Origin of the sequence: Streptomyces sp. NPDC086989 (genome assembly GCF_044745505.1) — a bacterium.
GTDB lineage: Bacteria > Actinomycetota > Actinomycetes > Streptomycetales > Streptomycetaceae > Streptomyces.
This window is the reverse complement of sequence record NZ_JBIVAL010000002.1, coordinates 296,622-314,173: the sequence shown is the minus strand read 5'-3', so window position 1 is coordinate 314,173 and position 17,552 is coordinate 296,622. Positions and strand designations below refer to the sequence as shown.

At 71.3% G+C, this 17,552-nt stretch carries 17 protein-coding genes; 6 read left to right on the top strand and 11 right to left on the bottom strand.

Going from position 1 to position 17,552, the window contains the following annotated elements:
• Positions 1 to 34: 34 nt before the first annotated feature.
• Positions 35 to 1,054 carry an LLM class flavin-dependent oxidoreductase gene (locus tag ACIPK4_RS05195; RefSeq protein WP_402309383.1) on the top strand — a complete coding sequence of 340 codons (1,020 nt, stop codon included), beginning with the start codon at positions 35 to 37 and terminating at the stop codon, positions 1,052 to 1,054.
• Positions 1,055 to 1,243: 189 nt separating this feature from the next.
• Here ACIPK4_RS05195 and ACIPK4_RS05190 read toward each other — a convergent pair whose 3' ends face one another.
• Entirely contained in the window at positions 1,244 to 1,636 is a 393-nt protein-coding gene (locus tag ACIPK4_RS05190; protein ID WP_030153794.1) for an SCO5389 family protein, read from the bottom strand.
• Between the two features lie 220 nt (positions 1,637 to 1,856).
• On the opposite strand from ACIPK4_RS05190, the gene nucS reads away from it, so the two are divergent.
• The gene (gene nucS / locus ACIPK4_RS05185; RefSeq protein ID WP_054224711.1) at positions 1,857 to 2,528 is read left to right on the top strand and encodes an endonuclease NucS; all 672 of its coding nucleotides are present in this window, start codon (positions 1,857 to 1,859) and stop codon (positions 2,526 to 2,528) included.
• Positions 2,529 to 2,609: 81 nt separating this feature from the next.
• Here the strand turns inward: nucS and ACIPK4_RS05180 are convergent, their stop codons facing one another.
• The 4 genes from ACIPK4_RS05180 to ACIPK4_RS05165 form a co-directional block, all read right to left on the bottom strand.
• Positions 2,610 to 5,129, bottom strand: coding sequence for an ATP-binding protein (locus ACIPK4_RS05180; protein WP_402309381.1), 2,520 nt, complete (start codon positions 5,127 to 5,129; stop codon positions 2,610 to 2,612).
• Positions 5,130 to 5,322: 193 nt separating this feature from the next.
• Positions 5,323 to 5,646, bottom strand: a complete 324-nt coding sequence (locus ACIPK4_RS05175; protein WP_054224709.1) for an STAS domain-containing protein — start codon at positions 5,644 to 5,646, stop codon at positions 5,323 to 5,325.
• A 202-nt stretch (positions 5,647 to 5,848) separates the two neighbouring features.
• A complete protein-coding gene (locus ACIPK4_RS05170) occupies positions 5,849 to 6,697 on the bottom strand; it encodes a 3-hydroxyacyl-CoA dehydrogenase family protein (RefSeq protein ID WP_054224708.1) in 849 nt (282 codons plus the stop codon).
• Positions 6,698 to 6,829: 132 nt separating this feature from the next.
• Entirely contained in the window at positions 6,830 to 6,961 is a 132-nt protein-coding gene (locus ACIPK4_RS05165) for a hypothetical protein (protein WP_402309378.1), read from the bottom strand.
• A 120-nt stretch (positions 6,962 to 7,081) separates the two neighbouring features.
• On the opposite strand from ACIPK4_RS05165, the gene ACIPK4_RS05160 reads away from it, so the two are divergent.
• Positions 7,082 to 7,654, top strand: coding sequence for a cob(I)yrinic acid a,c-diamide adenosyltransferase (locus ACIPK4_RS05160; RefSeq protein WP_054224707.1), 573 nt, complete (start codon positions 7,082 to 7,084; stop codon positions 7,652 to 7,654).
• On the opposite strand, the gene ACIPK4_RS05155 is transcribed toward ACIPK4_RS05160, so the two are convergent.
• Positions 7,651 to 8,202, bottom strand: a complete 552-nt coding sequence (locus ACIPK4_RS05155) for a hypothetical protein (RefSeq protein ID WP_376192407.1) — start codon at positions 8,200 to 8,202, stop codon at positions 7,651 to 7,653. The genes ACIPK4_RS05160 and ACIPK4_RS05155 overlap by 4 nt on opposite strands.
• Before the next feature lie 254 nt (positions 8,203 to 8,456).
• On the opposite strand from ACIPK4_RS05155, the gene ACIPK4_RS05150 reads away from it, so the two are divergent.
• The 3 genes from ACIPK4_RS05150 to ACIPK4_RS05140 all read left to right on the top strand — a co-directional run bounded on the left by ACIPK4_RS05150 (position 8,457) and on the right by ACIPK4_RS05140 (position 12,346).
• Positions 8,457 to 9,656, top strand: a complete 1,200-nt coding sequence (locus ACIPK4_RS05150) for a sensor histidine kinase (RefSeq protein WP_402309720.1) — start codon at positions 8,457 to 8,459, stop codon at positions 9,654 to 9,656.
• Positions 9,653 to 10,306, top strand: a complete 654-nt coding sequence (locus ACIPK4_RS05145; protein ID WP_402309377.1) for a response regulator — start codon at positions 9,653 to 9,655, stop codon at positions 10,304 to 10,306. Before ACIPK4_RS05150 ends, ACIPK4_RS05145 begins: the two co-directional genes overlap by 4 nt.
• Before the next feature lie 144 nt (positions 10,307 to 10,450).
• Complete coding sequence (locus ACIPK4_RS05140; protein ID WP_402309718.1) at positions 10,451 to 12,346, top strand: glycosyl hydrolase family 18 protein; 1,896 nt, start codon at positions 10,451 to 10,453, stop codon at positions 12,344 to 12,346.
• A 96-nt stretch (positions 12,347 to 12,442) separates the two neighbouring features.
• Here the strand turns inward: ACIPK4_RS05140 and ACIPK4_RS05135 are convergent, their stop codons facing one another.
• From ACIPK4_RS05135 to atpA, 5 genes are all read right to left on the bottom strand, one after another.
• The gene (locus ACIPK4_RS05135) at positions 12,443 to 12,889 is read right to left on the bottom strand and encodes a DUF2550 domain-containing protein (protein WP_054224726.1); all 447 of its coding nucleotides are present in this window, start codon (positions 12,887 to 12,889) and stop codon (positions 12,443 to 12,445) included.
• Positions 12,890 to 13,017: 128 nt separating this feature from the next.
• On the bottom strand, positions 13,018 to 13,392 hold the full coding sequence (locus ACIPK4_RS05130; RefSeq protein ID WP_008738187.1) for a F0F1 ATP synthase subunit epsilon: 375 nt from the start codon (positions 13,390 to 13,392) through the stop codon (positions 13,018 to 13,020).
• A gap of 163 nt (positions 13,393 to 13,555) precedes the next feature.
• Positions 13,556 to 14,998 carry a F0F1 ATP synthase subunit beta gene (gene atpD / locus ACIPK4_RS05125; RefSeq protein ID WP_136224964.1) on the bottom strand — a complete coding sequence of 481 codons (1,443 nt, stop codon included), beginning with the start codon at positions 14,996 to 14,998 and terminating at the stop codon, positions 13,556 to 13,558.
• On the bottom strand, positions 14,998 to 15,915 hold the full coding sequence (locus tag ACIPK4_RS05120) for a F0F1 ATP synthase subunit gamma (protein ID WP_054224703.1): 918 nt from the start codon (positions 15,913 to 15,915) through the stop codon (positions 14,998 to 15,000). Before ACIPK4_RS05120 ends, atpD begins: the two co-directional genes overlap by 1 nt.
• Before the next feature lie 20 nt (positions 15,916 to 15,935).
• On the bottom strand, positions 15,936 to 17,531 hold the full coding sequence (gene atpA, locus ACIPK4_RS05115) for a F0F1 ATP synthase subunit alpha (RefSeq protein ID WP_054224702.1): 1,596 nt from the start codon (positions 17,529 to 17,531) through the stop codon (positions 15,936 to 15,938).
• Between the last annotated feature and the right edge of the window lie 21 nt (positions 17,532 to 17,552).

Sequence of the window (17,552 nt, the reverse complement as noted above, 5' to 3'; positions counted from 1 at the left end):
GGAGGCCGCGTCAGCCAAGAGGAGGGTAAAGGCGATGCGCGTAGGAGCGTTTGTACTGGCGGCCCAGTTCCCGGGCCAGGGACAGGGGGAGGCGCTGCACCGGGCGGTGCGGACGGCCGAGGTGGCCGAGGAGTCCGGGCTCGACTCGGCATGGATCGCCGAACACCATTTCGTGCCGTACGGGGTCTGCCCGTCGGCGGTGACCCTGGCGGCCCTGCTGCTGGGACGGACCCGGCGGCTGCGGGTGGGCACGGCGGTGAGCGTGCTGCCGAGCACGCACCCGGTGGCCCTCGGCGAGCAGGCGGCGCTGCTGCACCTGACCTCGGGCGGCCGGTTCACCCTGGGGGTCGGCCGGGGCGGGCCCTGGGTGGACCTGGAGGTGTTCGGCGGGGGCCTGGACGCGTACGAGAAGGAGTTCCCGGAGGGCCTGGACCTGCTGCGGCGCTGGCTCACCGAGCCGCGGGTGGCGGCCGCCGGCGAGCGGTACGGGTTCCGCGAGGTGGCCGTCGTACCGCGCCCGTCGGAGGCGCTGGACGGGGACGGATCAGGGCCGGAAGTGATCGTCGCCTGCACCTCTCCCGCGTCGGTCCGGCTGGCCGCGGAGCGGGGGCTGCCGATGCTGCTGGGCATGCACTGCGGGGACGAGGACAAGGCGGAGATGGTCGCCCTGTACCGGCGTACGGCCGCGGCGGCGGGCCACAGCCCGGACGCCCCGCACGTATCGGCGGGCGTGTGCCAGCTGGCGGACCGTACGGCGGACGCCCGGGAGGCCCTGATGAAGGCGATGCCGGGCTGGCTGAAGCAGGGTCTGGACGCGCACGTGACGGTGGACGGCCGGGAACGCACGATGCGGGACCCCGTCGCCTACACGGAGCTGCTCTGCGATCTGCACCCCGTGGGCACCCCGCGGCTCGCGGCGGACCGGCTGGCGGCCACGGCGGAGCGGACGGGCATCACGCGCTTCGCCCTGCTGGCGGAGGGGTCCGGGGATCTCGCCGCGACGGAGGAGAACGTACGGCGCCTCGGCGCCGAGGTCCTGCCCCGCCTCGGCTGAGGCTGCCGCTCCGGTATCAGTGGCACACACCTCCCGCGATACGGAGCGGCAGCGGAGTACGGTCGTGCGGGCTGGGCCTTTTCATGCAGGACGTACGCGGTCGTACCGGCCTTGCTGGTCGTACGGGTGCTGCTGGTCGTGCGGGTGCTGCCGGTATGACGGGTGCTGCTGGCCGTACGGGTCGTACGGTCAGCAGTCCCGGAGCTCGGGCGACTGGTTGAGCAGCTGGCCGCGGATCGAAGTGAACTTGGCGAGCCGGTCGTCCGAGGAGGGATCCAGGGGGAACACGGCCACTCGGTGGCAGTTCTGGAACGCCAGGCGCACCCCGAAGTGCCGCTGCAGCGCACCCCTTATCGCGTCACTCGCAAGGGCACGCAGCAGCTGGCCACGCGCCTGCTCGTCGGGCGGCGGCGTCTGGTTGTCGGCGAACTCTCCGCCGTCCACCTTCAGCTGGGCCACCAGCGAGCTGATCATCTCCCACGCGAAGGGCAGGGAGGTCCGGACGCAGTCGACGAAAGCGGCTTCGTCGACCTCGCCTCGCTCGGCCTGTTCGAGTAGGGCCGGTGAGACGTCGAGCGACATGGGTTCTCCTCTCGCGACCCCGGCCGATTGGGTTGCCGGAGTCTTACGGGCAGGGAAGGAGGCCGCGACGCAGAGTGCACGCTCCGCCACCTCCCGCTCACCACGGTAGGCGCCCCGTGGGTGGCGCACCAGGAGAATGCGCATACAACGCGCCATCGGCGAACGGGGCTTTCGGGGGCGAATCGCGTGGAGGGCCGTCGGTCGAGTAGCGTTGCCGACCATGCGTCTCGTCATTGCCCGCTGCTCCGTCGACTACGCGGGCCGGCTCACCGCCCACCTGCCCTCGGCACCCCGTCTGATCCTCGTGAAGGCCGACGGCAGTGTCTCGATCCACGCAGACGACCGGGCGTACAAACCGCTCAACTGGATGTCGCCCCCGTGCACCCTCAAGGAGGGGAGCGGCGATGAGGCCGGCGTCTGGACGGTCATCAACAAGGCGGGCGAGAAGCTCATCATCACCATGGAGGAAGTCCTCCACGACTCCTCCCACGAGCTCGGCGTCGACCCCGGTCTGATCAAGGACGGCGTCGAGGCACACCTGCAGGAACTGCTGGCCGACCGGATCGAAACGCTCGGCGACGGCTACACGCTGATCCGGCGCGAGTACATGACGGCGATCGGGCCGGTGGACATCCTGTGCAGGGACGCCTCCGGCGCGACGGTGGCGGTGGAGATCAAGCGGCGCGGCGAGATCGACGGCGTCGAGCAGCTGACCCGCTACCTGGAGCTCCTGAACCGCGACCCGCACCTGGCCCCGGTCCGGGGTGTGTTCGCGGCCCAGGAGATCAAGCCGCAGGCGCGCGTTCTGGCCACGGACCGCGGCATGGACTGCGTGGTCCTGGACTACGACGCCCTCCGCGGCATCGAGGACGACAAGCTCCGCCTGTTCTGACCGGAGGCGACCACGGGGCTCCCGCACGAGCCCCATCGTCCCGCCCCACCGCCCCGCCGCCCCGAACGCCGCGGGGCTCCCCTATGTGCTCGACGGGCTGCCGGCCGGGCTCGCCGTGGGGGTGGGGGTCGGCGTGGGCGTCGGCGTCGAGGGGGGCGTCGGCGTGGGGGGTGTCGGGTCGGGGCCCGGGGACGACGGCTTCGGGTTCGGGCCCGGGTTCGGGTCCGACGTCGGCGGAGTGTGCCCCGGCGAGGTCTGCGGCCTGCGCGTCGGCGTACGGGAGGGCTGGTTCGGGTCCGGGCTGACGCCCCGTTCCGGGGTGTCGGAAGCCGAGGCATCGGGCGCGGTCGTCCCCGGATCCGGTGCAGGATCGTTCCCGCTGGTTCCTGCCACGCCCGTCTCGGGCGTCGGCGTCGACGACACCGCCGGGCCGGTACCGCCCGCGGGGACCTCGGGGTCGTCCGAGCCCGTCATCGTCAGGGCGACCACCGTGCCCAGCACCGCCACCGTCAGCGCTCCCGCCGCCGCCAGCAGCACCGGCTTCCGGCGTGCCTGCGCACGTGCACGCGCCGCAGCGGCGGAGGGGCGCGCGGGCGAGGGCGAAGGCGCAGCCGGCGTCGGCTTCGCGTCGAGGGGGAAGGCGTCCTCGAACACGTCCGACAGGCTCGTCGGCGCCACCGCCGGCCGTCCGATCACCGGCACGACGGGGGCCATCGGGGTCGTGACCGACGCGGACGTCACGGGCGACGCGGGCGACGCGGGCGACGCGGGCGTCGTCGCGGCCGGCAACAGGGTCGTCACCGCCTCCGGCGCGACCGCGGGCGTGGGAGTCGCCGGGGCCGCGGCCACCGGCGCCTCCAGCCGCAGCGGCGGCGACACCTCCACGCCCGCCTTCTCGCGGTCCGTGACGAGGGCGAGTGCCCGACGGCCCGCCACCGTGCCCCGCTTGTCGGCGAGCGCGCCCCGCAGGCCGATGGACGCTTCGAGCTCGGCCCGGGCCCGGTCCAGGCGTCCCTCGCACAGGGCGAGCACGCCGAGTTCGTGGTGGAAGTACGCCTGTTCCGCGACCTCTCCCGCCTTGCGCGCGGCCTCCGCCCCGGAGCGCAGCACCCGCTCCCAGGCCTCCCAGTGCCGGGAGGCCGCGAACGCCGGTGCCGCGGTCCGGGCCAGCAGTACGGCGGCCACGACGTCGGCCCCGGCCAGCGCGGCCAGCACCGCGTCGGCTTCCGCCGCGACCCGCTCCGGGGTCACCGAGGCGTGTCCGGTCCACCAGGCGTAGTGGCGGGCGGCCGTGCGGGCCTCCTCGTCCGCGGTGTCGTCGAACCCGGCCTCCTCCAGCTGCCGTGCGACCCCGGCGGCCAGCCGGAAGCGGCTGCCCACCGGGGTGAGCAGTCCGCAGCCGAGCAGTTCGGCGACGGCCGCGTCGGCGTGGGTGTCCCCCACGAGGGCGGGCAGGTGGGCGTGGTGCGGCAGTTCACCGCCGAGCGCGCACGCGATCCGCAGCGCCGCCCGGGCCGACTCGCTGACCCGGGAGGCCAGCAGCTCGGCGGGGGCGGCGCCCTCCGCCAGGGTCGGGAGGGGGATGAACGCGGCGTCCCGCTGCCGCTCTTCGAAGACGCCGGGTTCCTCGTCCTCGTCGCCGGACGCGGTGAGGTTGCGTTCGTCGCGCTGGCGCAGCAGTGCGGCCGCCTGGACGAAGCGCAGCGGCAGCCCCTCGGACGCGAACCGCAGGTCTCCCGCCCAGGCGGTCTCCTCCTCGGTCAGGGCCCTTCCGATGCCGGTTTCGAGGAGTTCCAGGCACTCGGCCCGGCCGAGTCCGCCGAGGAAGACCTCTTCCAGGTGCGAGTCGTCGGAGGGGGCGCGGGTGTCGGGGGTGGCCGCCAGCAGGTAGGCGCATTCGGGGGTGGCGCGGAGCAGCTCGTCGAGCGGGGCGCCGCCCATCTCCAGGTCGTCGAGAAGCACGATCGCGCCGATGTCCCGTACACGGGTGAGGAGTTGGGTCCGCTCGGGGCGTTCCCGGGAGGCCTCGTACACGGTGGCGTACAGCGCGTGCAGCAGTTCGCCGGGCTGCTGGTGCCCGTATCCGCTGAGCCGTACGACGCCGTCGGGTGCCAGGCCCGCGCAGTCGGCGGCGACCGCGTCGAGGAGGGCCGTGCGTCCGGATCCGGCGGGTCCGGTCAGCCGTATGGAGCGGCCGCGGCTCAGCAGCCGTACGAGCCGCGCCCGTTCCTCCTCGCGCGCGAGGAGCGGCAGGACCGGGGCCGCGGGGCCGGGCAGGGCGGGCGGCCGCGCGGCGGCGTCACGGGCGCTGCGGCCGGCGGCGTCCCGCTTGACGGGGGCGGTGCCGCCCGTGCCGGGCCGGCGCGGTTCGATCTCGCTGCCGTCGACGGGGTTCACGGTCAGGGTGAAGTCCCCGGCGGTGAGGGTCACGATCCGCGCGACGGGGCCGGGAGCGGGAGCGGGGGCCGGGACGGCAGGTACGGAGCCGGCCGGGCTCCCGGACGCCGCAGGAGCCCCGGACGCCCCGGACGTCTCCGCGGGGGGCACGGGCGCCACCGCGGGCCGCTCCACCGGTTCGGACTGCCCCTGCGTGCGGTCCATGTGTTGGTCCCCCCGATCGCGCTCTGCGCCGTCGCCGTCGTGTCGTACCGTCCGGCCTTCGCACATTCCGCTGTCGCTACGGGTCCGGTTACCGCCCGAACCCTAGACGGTGCCCGGTCGCACGGGGAACCGCAGGGGTGCCATCACCACCGGACCGTTACGTTTGCGCAGGAAGCGTGGGCGGTGGACCGCTTCAGACCCGCGGGAGGGATTCCGCTTCCAGGCCGCCCTCGATCGCGAGGATACGGTGCAGCCGGGTGGCGACGAGGAGGCGCTGCATCTGCGGCGGCACTCCGCGCAGGACGAGGCGGCGGCCGGTCCGGCCGGCCCGCCGGTGGGCTCCCATGATCACGCCGAGTCCGGTCGCGTCCCAGGAGTCGAGCCCGGTGAGGTCCAGCACGAGGTCGCCGTGGCCGTCGTCGAGGGCGGAGTGGAGGGCCGTACGGGCGTCCGCCGCGCTGCGCACGTCGAGGCGGCCCCCGACAGCGAGTTCGGCGTGGTCGCCCCTGATGTGCATATGTGCTCCCGGCAGTCCTGGGTATGTGGGGATCCGAGGGAAGGGATCCGACTGGTCCGTGGTCGGCAACTCTCACTGCAACTGACTGCCGCGCGGGCGGGGAAGTTGCCGACCGTGAGCGAACCGATACCTAATTCACCCGTGCGGGTGCAGGTATTCGAACAGGCGCCCGGTGGCCGGGCGCGGTTCGCGGCTCGGCGGCTCAGTGCTTGTAGAAGCCCTGCCCGCTCTTGCGGCCGAAGTCGCCGGCGTCCACCATGCGGCGCATGAGCTCCGGCGGCGCGAACTTCTCGTCCTGGGATTCGGTGTAGATGTTGCTGGTGGCGTGCAGCAGGATGTCGACGCCGGTGAGGTCGGCGGTGGCGAGCGGACCCATGGCGTGGCCGAAGCCGAGCTTGCAGGCGATGTCGATGTCCTCGGCCGAGGCCACGCCCGATTCGTACAGCTTCGCGGCTTCCACGACCAGGGCGGAAATCAGACGGGTCGTCACGAAACCGGCGACGTCGCGGTTGACGACGATGCAGGTCTTGCCGACCGACTCGGCGAACGCCCGCGTGGCCGCGAGGGTCTCGTCGCTCGTCTTGTAACCGCGGACGAGCTCGCAGAGCTGCATCATCGGGACGGGCGAGAAGAAGTGCGCCCCGACGACCCGCTCCGGACGCTCCGTCACGGCCGCGATCTTGGTGATCGGGATGGCGGAGGTGTTGGACGCGAGGATCGCGTCGTCCCGTACAAGCTTGTCGAGCGCGCGGAAGATCTCGTGCTTGACCTCGAGCTTCTCGAAGACGGCCTCGACGACGATGTCGACGTCGGCGACCGCGTCCAGGTCGGTGGTCGTCTTGATGCGGGCGAGCGCGGCCTCGGCGTCCTCGGCCGTCATCCTCCCCTTGGAGACGAACTTGTCGTACGAGGCCTTGATGCCGTCGGTGCCGCGGGTCAGAGCGGCGTCGGTGACATCACGCAGAACGACGTCCCACCCCGCCTGAGCGGAGACCTGAGCGATTCCGGAACCCATAAGTCCGGCACCGATGACGGCGAGCTTCCCAGCCACTGCACACCCCACGTTCTTCCATCCGGCCCAGCTTCGTAGCCTCTCCGGCGGAGACTAGCGCTCGCGGAGGTTCGTGTGACCGCGAAGTAACACGCGTCACGTCTCAACTGACGGACATCACACCGGTACGGCTCAGCCGTCCGCTTGCGCCAACCGGCCCCCGGCGGCCCGCAGTCGCGCCGCCCCGCGGGCGTCCGGACAGGGGAAGCCCGCCAAGCCGTCGATCCGCCCGGCCAGTTCGGCCTGCTGCCAGATTTCGGACATCTCGGTCGAGACATCACCTCTCCACCCGCCTGGGCTCATTTCGGGGCCCGCTGCGGACGGCGCCGGGGACGGGAGCGCCTGCGCGTGCGATTCTCCGGCGGGCCTCACTACGCTGGCCACATGGTGAACCTCACGCGCATCTACACCCGCACCGGCGACAAGGGCACGACCGCGCTCGGCGACATGAGCCGCACGGCCAAGACCGATCTGCGGATCTCCGCCTACGCCGACGCCAACGAGGCCAACGCGGCCATCGGCACGGCGATCGCCCTCGGCAGCCTGCCGGAGGATGTCGTGAAGGTCCTGGTACGGGTGCAGAACGACCTGTTCGACGTCGGCGCCGACCTGTGCACCCCGGTCGTCGAGAACCCCGAGTACCCGCCGCTGCGCGTCGAACAGTTCTACGTCGACAAGCTCGAAGCGGACTGCGACCTCTTCAACGAGCGGCTGGAGAAGCTGCGCAGCTTCATCCTCCCCGGCGGCGCCCCCGGCGCGGCCCTGCTGCACCAGGCGTGCACGGTGGTCAGGCGTGCCGAGCGCTCCACCTGGGCGGCGCTGGAGGTGCACGGCGAGGTGATGAACCCGCTGACCGCCACCTACCTGAACCGCCTCTCCGACCTCCTCTTCATCCTGGCCCGTACGGCCAACAAGGAGGTCGGCGACGTCCTCTGGGTGCCCGGCGGCGAGCGCTAGACGCCCTCCCCCCGCGCCGCAGGGGCCTTGCGCGGCCAGATCGTGTACGTGGCGGCGACGACGGCGTGGATGCCGAGGACCCGCAGGACGGCGAACTGCCAGCCCTGCAGGCCGGCGGTGTCGGCCGCGTCGCCCACGTACCAGATCGCGGCCTGGAGCAGGGCGAGCGCGACGGCCGCGCCGGCCAGGGTGCGGGCCCACAGCTTCCACTCGTGGACGGCCCTGGCCCTCCCGTAGGCCGGGCCCGGCGGTTTCGGGCCGCCGCCGAAGCGGTATGCCGCGTGCCGGTCGAGCCATTGCACCGTGTAGTGGCCGTAGCCGACGGTGTAGCCGATGTACAGCGCGGCCAGGCCGTGCGTCCAGCCCGGTTCTCCCCCGTTCCTGAGGTCCAGGGTGGTGACCACGAGCAGGACGAGCTCCAGCAGCGGCTCGCACAGCAGGACCGCCGCCCCGAGCCGGGGCATCCCGCCGAGGTAGCGCAGCGCCAGTCCGCCGGCCAGCAGCACCCAGAAGCCGATCTCGCAGGTGACGATCAGGGCGACGAGCACCTGGTTCTCCCTTCCGCTCCAGCGGCCGGCGACGGCCGACGACCACTGCCTCCAGGCTCCCCTCCGGTGCGGGCCGCTTCGTCGTCGCCGGTGACGAAGCGTGACTGCATCCTTCGGTGTAGCGCGGGCCGTGCGTCTCCGCCCCGGCGCCGACGAAGCGGACCTGCCGCACCCTGTTGGATGGAACCGTGACCCCGACCCCGACCCCGCCCCGGACCCCGACCGGGCCCCCGGGCACGCCGGAGCCCGTGCCCGTGCCCGCGCCCGCGCCCGCGCCCGGCCGGATCTTCCGCCCCCACCGCGACGACGTCCTGCTCGCGGTGGTCAGCTTGCTCGCGGGCCTGCTGCTCTGGTCGCTCGGCATCTACATGAACGACCGGCACCTCCTCCCCGCCTGGGCGGCCCTGGTCCCGCTCCTGGCGCTCGGCCCGATGGAACTGCTGCGCCGGACCGCGCCCAACACCACGCTGGCCGTCGGCACCGTGGGGGTGATCGCCGACCAGTTCACCGTGGGAAATCTGGCCACCGTCGTGATCTTCACGGACCTGATGTACGCGGCCGTCGTCTACGGCAAACCCGCCATGGCCCGCCGGCTGCCGGTCACCACGGGCCTGATCACCATCGCCGTCACCGTCACCTTCGTGGCCTGGCTGCGCACCCCGCAGTCCCTGATGATCGGCGTGCTCACCGGCATCGTGTGCTTCGGCCCGGCCCTGACCGGCGCCACCCTGCGCAACCACCGCGAGGCCGCCGAGGCCGCCCGGCTGCGCGCCGAGCAGACGGCGCTGCTGGCCGAGATGGACCGCAGTCAGGCCGTGGCCGCCGAGCGGGCCCGGATGGCCCGCGAGCTGCACGACATGGTGGCCAACCACCTGTCCGCCATCGCCATCCACTCCACGGCCGCACTGTCGATCGACTCCCCCGCGACGAGCCGGGAGGCCCTCGGGGTGATCCGGGAGAACAGCGTGCAGGGGCTGGCCGAAATGCGCCGCCTGATCGGGCTGCTGCGGGACGCGGGCGCGGAGCAGGAGGCGGTCGCCACGCCCTCCCTCGACGGGCTCGACGCCCTCCTGGGCCAGGCCCGCGTCAACGGCGCCGCGAGCGGGCTGGATTTCGTACTCCTCGACGAGCGGCCGCCCGGGGAACCGTTGCCGGCCCCGGTGGAGCTGGCCGCGTACCGGATCGTCCAGGAGTCGCTGACGAACGCCCTCAAGCACGCCGTCCCGGGCACGGTCCGGGTCCGCGTGGCGCGCGCGGACGGGCTGCTGACCGTACGGGTGGACTCCCCCTACGGGGACCGGCCGGGCCCCCGCGCCCCCGGCTCGGGAGCCGGGCTGGTCGGCATGCAGGAGCGGACGGAGCTGCTGGGCGGGGAGTTCTCGGCGGGCCGGGCGGGATCGGTTTGGCAGGTGCGGGCGCAGCTGCCCGCCGAGGAGAGGGCGGTGGCCGGATGAGCATCCGGGTCGTGGTGGCCGAGGACCAGAGCGCGGTACGGGCCGGTCTGGTGCTGATCCTGCGCAGCGCGGGCGACATCGAGGTCGTGGGCGAGGCGGCGGACGGCGAGGAGGCGGTGCGGGCGGCCCGGGAGCTGCGGCCGGATCTCGTCCTCATGGACGTGCAGATGCCGCGGCTCGACGGGGTGTCGGCGACCCGCCAGGTGGTGGCGGAGGGACTGGCCGACGTGCTGGTGCTGACCACCTTCGACCTGGACGAGTACGTGTTCGGCGCCCTGCGTGCGGGGGCGGCGGGCTTCCTGCTGAAGGACGCGGACGCGGCGGAGCTGATCGCTGCGGTACGGACGGTCGCCCGCGGGGAGGGCCTGATCGCGCCGGCGGTGACCCGGCGGCTGATCGCCGAGTTCGCGGCTCCGCGGCCGGTGAAGGCCTCGGTGGCGCCGGAGACGGCCGCGGCGGTGGCCTCGCTGACGCGCCGGGAGCGGGAGGTGCTCGGGTGTCTGGGTGAGGGGCTGTCGAACGCGGAGATCGCGGTGCGGCTGGAGATGGCGGAGGCGACGGTGAAGACCCACGTCAGCAGGTTGCTGGGGAAGCTGGAGCTGCGCAGTCGCCTCCAAGCGGCGGTGCTGGCACAGGAGTTGGGCCTCTAGCGGCCCGCTGGAGCGGGGCTGCTGCGCGGGCCGGGGTGAAGGTCTGGACCTCTTGACGGTTGGTCCAGACCTTTCTACGCTCGCGGCAACTGTGGTGAGCGTGCCATGACAAGCGTGCTCACGGGCGGCGCAGGTCCCACCCCCATGTCGCAGCCGGCCCCACGGCGGCGACGGACCTCCGGAGGAGCACCCTTGAGCACAGCACCCCCACCCCGCATCCGTCTGTTCAGAAGGCTCGCCGCGGCCGTGGCCGCCTTCGCCCTGCCCGTCGCCGGGCTCGTGGCCCTGGCCGGGCCCGCCCAGGCCGCCGCCTCCGCGACGGCCACGTACACGAAGGTCTCCGACTGGGGGACCGGCTTCGAGGGCAAGTGGACGGTGAAGAACACCGGCACCACCACCCTCACCGGCTGGACCGTGGAGTGGGACTACCCCTCCGGCACCACGGTCACCTCGGCCTGGGACGCCACCGTCACCAGCTCCGGCACGCACTGGACCGGCAAGAACGTCGGCTGGAACGGCACCCTCGCCCCCGGTGCCACGATCAGCTTCGGCTTCAACGGCGCCGGCCCGGGCGCCCCCAGCGGCTGCAAGGTCAACGGCGGCTCCTGCGACGGCGGCACGAACCCCACCGACAGCCCGCCGTCCGCCCCCGGCACCCCCACCGCGAGCGGGGTCACGGACACCTCGCTGACCCTCGGCTGGGCCGCCGCCACCGACGACAAGGGCGTCAAGAACTACGACGTCTACCGCGGCGGCGCGAAGGTCGCGACCGTCACCGGCACCAGCTGGACCGACTCCGGCCTGACCAAGGGCACGACGTACACGTACAGCGTCACCGCCCGCGACACCGCCGACCAGAGCGGCCCGGCCTCCGGCTCCGTCTCGGTCACCACGACCGGCGGCGGCACCACTCCCCCGGACCCGGGCGGCAAGGTCAAGCTCGGCTACTTCACCGACTGGGGCGTCTACCAGCGCAACTACCACGTGAAGAACCTGGTCACCTCGGGCTCCGCCGCGAAGATCACCCACATCAACTACGCCTTCGGCAACGTCCAGGGCGGCAAGTGCACCGTCGGTGACGCCTACGCCGACTACGACAAGGCCTACACGGCCGACCAGAGCGTCGACGGCGTCGCCGACACCTGGGACCAGCCGCTGCGCGGCAACTTCAACCAGCTGCGCAAGCTCAAGGCCAAGTACCCGAACGTCAAGGTGCTGTGGTCCTTCGGCGGCTGGACCTGGTCCGGCGGCTTCGGCCAGGCCGCCGCCAACCCGGCCGCCTTCGCCGACTCCTGCTACAGCCTGGTCGAGGACCCGCGCTGGGCGGACGTCTTCGACGGCATCGACATCGACTGGGAGTACCCGAACGCCTGCGGCCTGTCCTGCGACACCAGCGGCGCCGCCTCCCTGAAGAACGTTGTGTCCGCGCTGCGCACCAAGTTCGGCGGCAGCAACCTGGTGACCGCCGCGATCTCCGCGGACGGCTCCAACGGCGGCAAGCTCGACCTGGCCGACTACGCGGGCGCCTCCCAGTACGTCGACTTCTACAACGTCATGACGTACGACTTCTTCGGCGCGTGGGACGCCAAGGGCCCGACCGCCCCGCACTCCCCGCTCACCTCGTACGCCGGCATCCCGATCGCCGGATTCAACTCCGAGGCCGCGATCACCAAGCTCAAGGGCAAGGGCGTCCCCGGCTCCAAGCTCAACCTCGGCATCGGCTTCTACGGCCGCGGCTGGACCGGCGTAACCCAGGACGCCCCCGGCGGCGCAGCCACCGGGCCGGCCCCGGGCACGTACGAGCAGGGCATCGAGGACTACAAGGTGCTCAAGGGCAGCTGCCCGGCCACCGGCACCGTCGCCGGCACGGCCTACGCCAAGTGCGGCGGCAACTGGTGGAGCTACGACACCCCGGCCACCATCGCCGGGAAGATGAGCTGGACCAAGCAGCAGGGCCTCAGGGGCGCCTTCTTCTGGGAGTTCAGCGGCGACACCGCGAACGGCGAGCTCGCGGCCGCGATCCACACCGGTCTCCAGTAGCCCCCACGCACTGGACCGGTGAACGACGAAGCCGGGGAGACGGGGTCCGCCCCCCGTCTCCCCGGCTTCCCGGTGTCCTGCGTCCCGCGTCCCGCGTCAGGCCACGTTCACCCTCTGCCCCGGAGGCGCGGCCTCCAGCCAGGCCAGGAAACCGGTCAGCGCGTCCTCGCTCATCGCCAGCTCCAGGCGGGTCCCGCGGTGGAGACAGCAGAGCACGACGGCGTCGGACAGCAGGGCCAGCTCCTCCTCGCCCTCGGGGGCGCGGCGGGCGACCACCTCGATGGAGGCACGCTCCAGCAGTCGGCGCGGCCTCGGGGAGTAGGAGAAGACGCGGAACCACTCGATCCGGTCACCGCTGTAGCGGGCGACCCCGTACACCCAGCCCTTGCCGGAGATGTCGGGTTCCTCGGACACCCCCCACCGCAGACTGCAGTCGAAGGTGCCGCCGGAACGCTGGATCAGTCTGCGGCGCAGCCCGAACACAAACAGCCCGATCACCACCAGGGCTACGACCAGGCCGCTCACAAGCAGAGCGAGGAGCATCTTCACCGACCTCCTCGCTCATCGAATACCTCAAACGAAAAACGACCTGCATCGCCTCAGCCGCGACCCGGTCTGGAAAATTCCAGACCGGACCGCGGCTGAGGTCTCAAACCTGTTCGGTACGGGGCTCAGTGCCCCGTGACCGCGCGCAGCCGGACATCGGCGCGACGCTCGGCGGCCGCATCGGCCTCCGACTTCGCGCGCTCCAGTGCCCGCTCCGCCCGCTGGACGTCAATCTCGTCGGCGAGCTCGGCGATCTCGGCCAGCAGGGACAGCTTGTTGTCCGCGAACGAGATGAATCCGCCGTGCACCGCGGCGACGACAGTGTTGCCCTCGCTGGTACGGATGGTCACCGGGCCCGATTCCAGCACACCGAGAAGCGGCTGGTGACCGGGCATGACGCCGATGTCGCCGGACGTGGTGCGGGCGACGACCAGGGTGGCCTCGCCGGACCAGACATTGCGGTCCGCCGCGACCAGCTCGACGTGCAGCTCAGCAGCCAAGGTGGCTCCTCGGGTCACCACCCGGCGGGTCAGCCGGGTGTTGGGTCAAATTCTAATGGGCGTGGGGAGAGGGACGGGACACACCCGCCCCTCTCCGACGAGACACCAGCCGGCGAACCGGCGGGCCTTCGAACCGGATGCGCTCCGTGCGGAGCGCGCCGGATCAGGAGACGCCCAGCTCCTTGGCGTTGGCCTTGAGGTCCTCAATGCCACCGCACATGAAGAACGCCTGCTCGGGGAAGTGGTCGTAGTCACCGTCGCAGATCGCGTTGAACGCGGTGATCGACTCGTCGAGCGGAACGTCCGAACCGTCCACGCCGGTGAACTGCTTGGCGACGTGGGTGTTCTGCGACAGGAAGCGCTCGACGCGACGGGCACGGTGGACGACGAGCTTGTCCTCCTCGCCCAGCTCGTCGATACCGAGGATCGCGATGATGTCCTGGAGGTCCTTGTACTTCTGGAGGATCCCCTTGACACGCATGGCGGCCGCGTAGTGGTCCGCCGCGATGTACCGCGGGTCGAGGATGCGGGACGTCGAGTCCAGCGGGTCCACGGCCGGGTAGATGCCCTTCTCGGAGATCGGACGGGAGAGAACCGTCGTCGCGTCGAGGTGGGCGAACGTGGTGGCCGGCGCCGGGTCGGTCAGGTCGTCCGCGGGGACGTAGATCGCCTGCATCGAGGTGATCGAGTGACCGCGGGTCGAGGTGATGCGCTCCTGCAGCAGACCCATCTCGTCAGCCAGGTTCGGCTGGTAACCCACGGCGGACGGCATGCGGCCCAGAAGGGTCGACACCTCCGAACCGGCCTGGGTGTAACGGAAGATGTTGTCGATGAAGAAGAGCACGTCCTGCTTCTGAACATCGCGGAAGTACTCCGCCATGGTCAGACCGGCGAGCGCGACGCGAAGACGGGTGCCCGGCGGCTCGTCCATCTGGCCGAAGACGAGGGCCGTCTTGTCGATGACGCCCGAGTCGCCCATTTCCTCGATGAGGTCGTTGCCCTCACGGGTACGCTCACCGACGCCCGCGAACACCGACACACCGTCGTGGTTGTTGGCGACGCGGTAGATCATTTCCTGGATCAGAACGGTCTTGCCGACACCGGCACCACCGAACAGACCGATCTTTCCACCCTTGACGTACGGGGTGAGAAGGTCGATGACCTTGACGCCGGTCTCGAACATCTCGGTCTTCGACTCGAGCTCGTCGAAGGAGGGCGCCTTGCGGTGGATGGGCCAGCGCTCGGTGACCTCGGCGTTCGCCTCGGGGTAGTTGAGCACCTCACCCAGGGTGTTGAACACCTTGCCCTTGGTGAAGTCACCGACGGGGACGGTGATGCCCTCGCCCGTGTCGGTCACCGGGGCCTGGCGGACCAGACCGTCGGTGGGCTGCATGGAGATGGTGCGGACCAGGCCGTCACCCAGGTGCTGGGCGACTTCCAGGGTCAGCGTCTTCAGCTTGCCGTCCTCGGCCGGGTCGGCGACCTGGACCTTGAGGGCGTTGTAGATCTCGGGCATGGCGTCGACGGGGAACTCCACGTCGACGACCGGGCCGATGACCCGGGCGACGCGGCCCGTGGCGGCGGCCGTCTCAACAGTGGTCGTCATTACTTGTCACTCCCCGCGGTCGCGTCAGCCATGGCGCTCGCGCCACCGACGATCTCGCTGATTTCCTGGGTGATTTCGGCCTGGCGGGCCGCGTTGGCAAGCCGGGAGAGGCTCTTGATGAGGTCTCCGGCGTTGTCGGTCGCCGACTTCATCGCGCGGCGACGGGCGGCGTGCTCGGAAGCGGCCGACTGCAGCAGTGCGTTGTAGATGCGGCTCTCGACGTAGCGCGGCAGCAGGGCGTCGAGGACGTCCTCCGCCGACGGCTCGAAGTCGAACAGCGGAAGGATCTCGCCCTTCGTGCCGGTCTCTTCCTGAGCCTTGTCGAGGCTGAGCGGCAGCATCCGGCCGTCCACCGCGTTCTGCGTCATCATCGACACGAATTCCGTGTAGACGATGTGCAGCTCGTCGACGCCGCCCTCGGCCGTTTCCTTCTGGATGGCCTCGATCAGCGGCGCCGCGACGCGCTTGGCGTCGGCGTAGGCCGGGCTGTCGGTGAAGCCGGTCCACGAGTCCGCGACCTTGCGCTCGCGGAAGCCGTAGTAGGCGACACCCTTGCGGCCGACGATGTAGGCATCGACGTCCTTGCCCTCAGCGCGCAGCCGCTCGGTGAGCCGGTCCGCCTGCTTGATGGCGTTCGAGGAGTAGCCGCCGGCCAGACCGCGGTCGCTCGTGATGAGCAGGACCGCGGCGCGGGTCGGCGCCTCGACCTCGGTGGTCAGGGCGTGCTTGGTGTTCGAGCCGGTCGCCACCGCGGTCACCGCACGGGTGAGCTCGGTCGCGTACGGCATCGATGCCGCCACCTTGCGCTGCGCCTTGACGATGCGCGAGGCGGCGATCATCTCCATCGCCTTGGTGATCTTCTTGGTCGCCGTGACGGCACGGATGCGACGCTTGTAGACCCGGAGCTGCGCTCCCATGAGTCAGGTCCCTTCCGTCGTCACTTGGAGACGTTGACGGCCGGAGCGTCCTCGCCCAGGAGCTTGCCGTCAGAGGTCTCGAACTGCTGCTTGAAGGCAGCGATGGCGTCCGCGACCGACGTCAGGGTGTCGTCCGACATCTTGCCGCCCTCCGCGATGGAGGTGAGGAGGTCCTTGCGCTCGCGGCGCAGGTGCTCCAGCAGCTCCGACTCGAAGCGGCGGATGTCGTTGACGGGGACGTCGTCCATCTTGCCGGTGGTGCCGGCCCAGACGGAGACGACCTGCTCCTCGACGGGCATCGGCTGGTACTGGCCCTGCTTCAGCAGCTCGACCATGCGCTTGCCGCGCTCCAGCGAAGCCTTCGACGCGGCGTCCAGGTCGGAACCGAAGGCGGCGAACGCCTCCAGCTCGCGGTACTGGGCGAGGTCCACGCGCAGACGGCCGGAAACCTGCTTCATGGCCTTGTGCTGCGCGGAGCCACCGACGCGGGAGACCGAGATACCGACGTTCAGCGCCGGGCGCTGGCCCGCGTTGAACAGGTCGGACTCCAGGAAGCACTGGCCGTCGGTGATGGAGATGACGTTGGTCGGGATGAACGCCGACACGTCGTTCGCCTTGGTCTCGACGATCGGCAGACCGGTCATCGAACCGGCACCCATCTCGTCGGAGAGCTTGGCGCAGCGCTCCAGCAGACGCGAGTGCAGGTAGAAGACGTCACCCGGGTAGGCCTCACGGCCCGGCGGGCGGCGCAGCAGCAGCGACACGGCGCGGTAGGCGTCGGCCTGCTTCGACAGGTCGTCGAAGATGATCAGGACGTGCTTGCCGGCGTACATCCAGTGCTGGCCGATGGCGGAACCGGTGTACGGCGCCAGGTACTTGAAGCCGGCCGGGTCGGACGCCGGGGCGGCGACGATCGTCGTGTACTCGAGCGCGCCGGCCTCTTCCAGGGCGCCGCGAACGGACGCGATGGTCGAGCCCTTCTGGCCGATGGCGACGTAGATGCAGCGGACCTGCTTGTTCACGTCGCCGGAGCGCCAGTTGTCGCGCTGGTTGATGATCGTGTCGACGGCCAGAGCGGTCTTGCCGGTCTGACGGTCACCAATGATCAGCTGACGCTGGCCACGGCCGATCGGCACCATCGCGTCGACGGCCTTGTAGCCGGTCTGCATGGGCTCGTGCACCGACTTACGGACCATGACGCCCGGGGCCTGCAGCTCGAGGGCGCGGCGGCCTTCGGTCGCGATCTCGCCGAGGCCGTCGATCGGGTTGCCGAGCGGGTCGACAACGCGGCCGAGGTAGCCCTCGCCGACACCTACGGAGAGAACCTCACCGGTGCGCTGCACCGGCTGGCCCTCCTCGATACCGCTGAACTCGCCGAGGACGATCGCACCGATCTCGCGCTCCTCGAGGTTGAGGGCGAGACCGAGGGTGCCGTCCTCGAACTTCAGCAGCTCGTTCGCCATGGCGGAGGGCAGGCCCTCCACCTTCGCGATGCCGTCGCCGGCAACGCTGACCGTTCCGACCTCCTCGCGCGAGGCCGCGTCCGGCTGGTACGACTGGACAAAGTTCTCCAGTGCGTCCCGGATCTCCTCCGGCCGGATCGTGAGCTCCGCCATCTGGGTTCCCTGCTCTCCTTG

Excerpts from the sequence above, each read along its gene's own strand:
- ACIPK4_RS05180 (WP_402309381.1), bottom strand. The coding sequence starts at position 5,129 with ATGGACCGCACGCAGGGGCAGTCCGAACCGGTGGAGCGGCCCGCGGTG.
- ACIPK4_RS05160 (WP_054224707.1), top strand. The coding sequence starts at position 7,082 with ATGGTGAACCTCACGCGCATCTACACCCGCACCGGCGACAAGGGCACG.
- nucS (WP_054224711.1), top strand. The coding sequence starts at position 1,857 with ATGCGTCTCGTCATTGCCCGCTGCTCCGTCGACTACGCGGGCCGGCTC.
- ACIPK4_RS05135 (WP_054224726.1), bottom strand. The coding sequence starts at position 12,889 with ATGCTCCTCGCTCTGCTTGTGAGCGGCCTGGTCGTAGCCCTGGTGGTG.
- ACIPK4_RS05120 (WP_054224703.1), bottom strand. The coding sequence starts at position 15,915 with ATGGGAGCGCAGCTCCGGGTCTACAAGCGTCGCATCCGTGCCGTCACG.
- ACIPK4_RS05195 (WP_402309383.1), top strand. The coding sequence starts at position 35 with ATGCGCGTAGGAGCGTTTGTACTGGCGGCCCAGTTCCCGGGCCAGGGA.
- atpA (WP_054224702.1), bottom strand. The coding sequence starts at position 17,531 with ATGGCGGAGCTCACGATCCGGCCGGAGGAGATCCGGGACGCACTGGAG.
- ACIPK4_RS05190 (WP_030153794.1), bottom strand. The coding sequence starts at position 1,636 with ATGTCGCTCGACGTCTCACCGGCCCTACTCGAACAGGCCGAGCGAGGC.
- atpD (WP_136224964.1), bottom strand. The coding sequence starts at position 14,998 with ATGACGACCACTGTTGAGACGGCCGCCGCCACGGGCCGCGTCGCCCGG.
- ACIPK4_RS05165 (WP_402309378.1), bottom strand. The coding sequence starts at position 6,961 with ATGTCCGAAATCTGGCAGCAGGCCGAACTGGCCGGGCGGATCGACGGC.
- ACIPK4_RS05140 (WP_402309718.1), top strand. The coding sequence starts at position 10,451 with ATGTCGCAGCCGGCCCCACGGCGGCGACGGACCTCCGGAGGAGCACCC.
- ACIPK4_RS05145 (WP_402309377.1), top strand. The coding sequence starts at position 9,653 with ATGAGCATCCGGGTCGTGGTGGCCGAGGACCAGAGCGCGGTACGGGCC.
- ACIPK4_RS05175 (WP_054224709.1), bottom strand. The coding sequence starts at position 5,646 with ATGCACATCAGGGGCGACCACGCCGAACTCGCTGTCGGGGGCCGCCTC.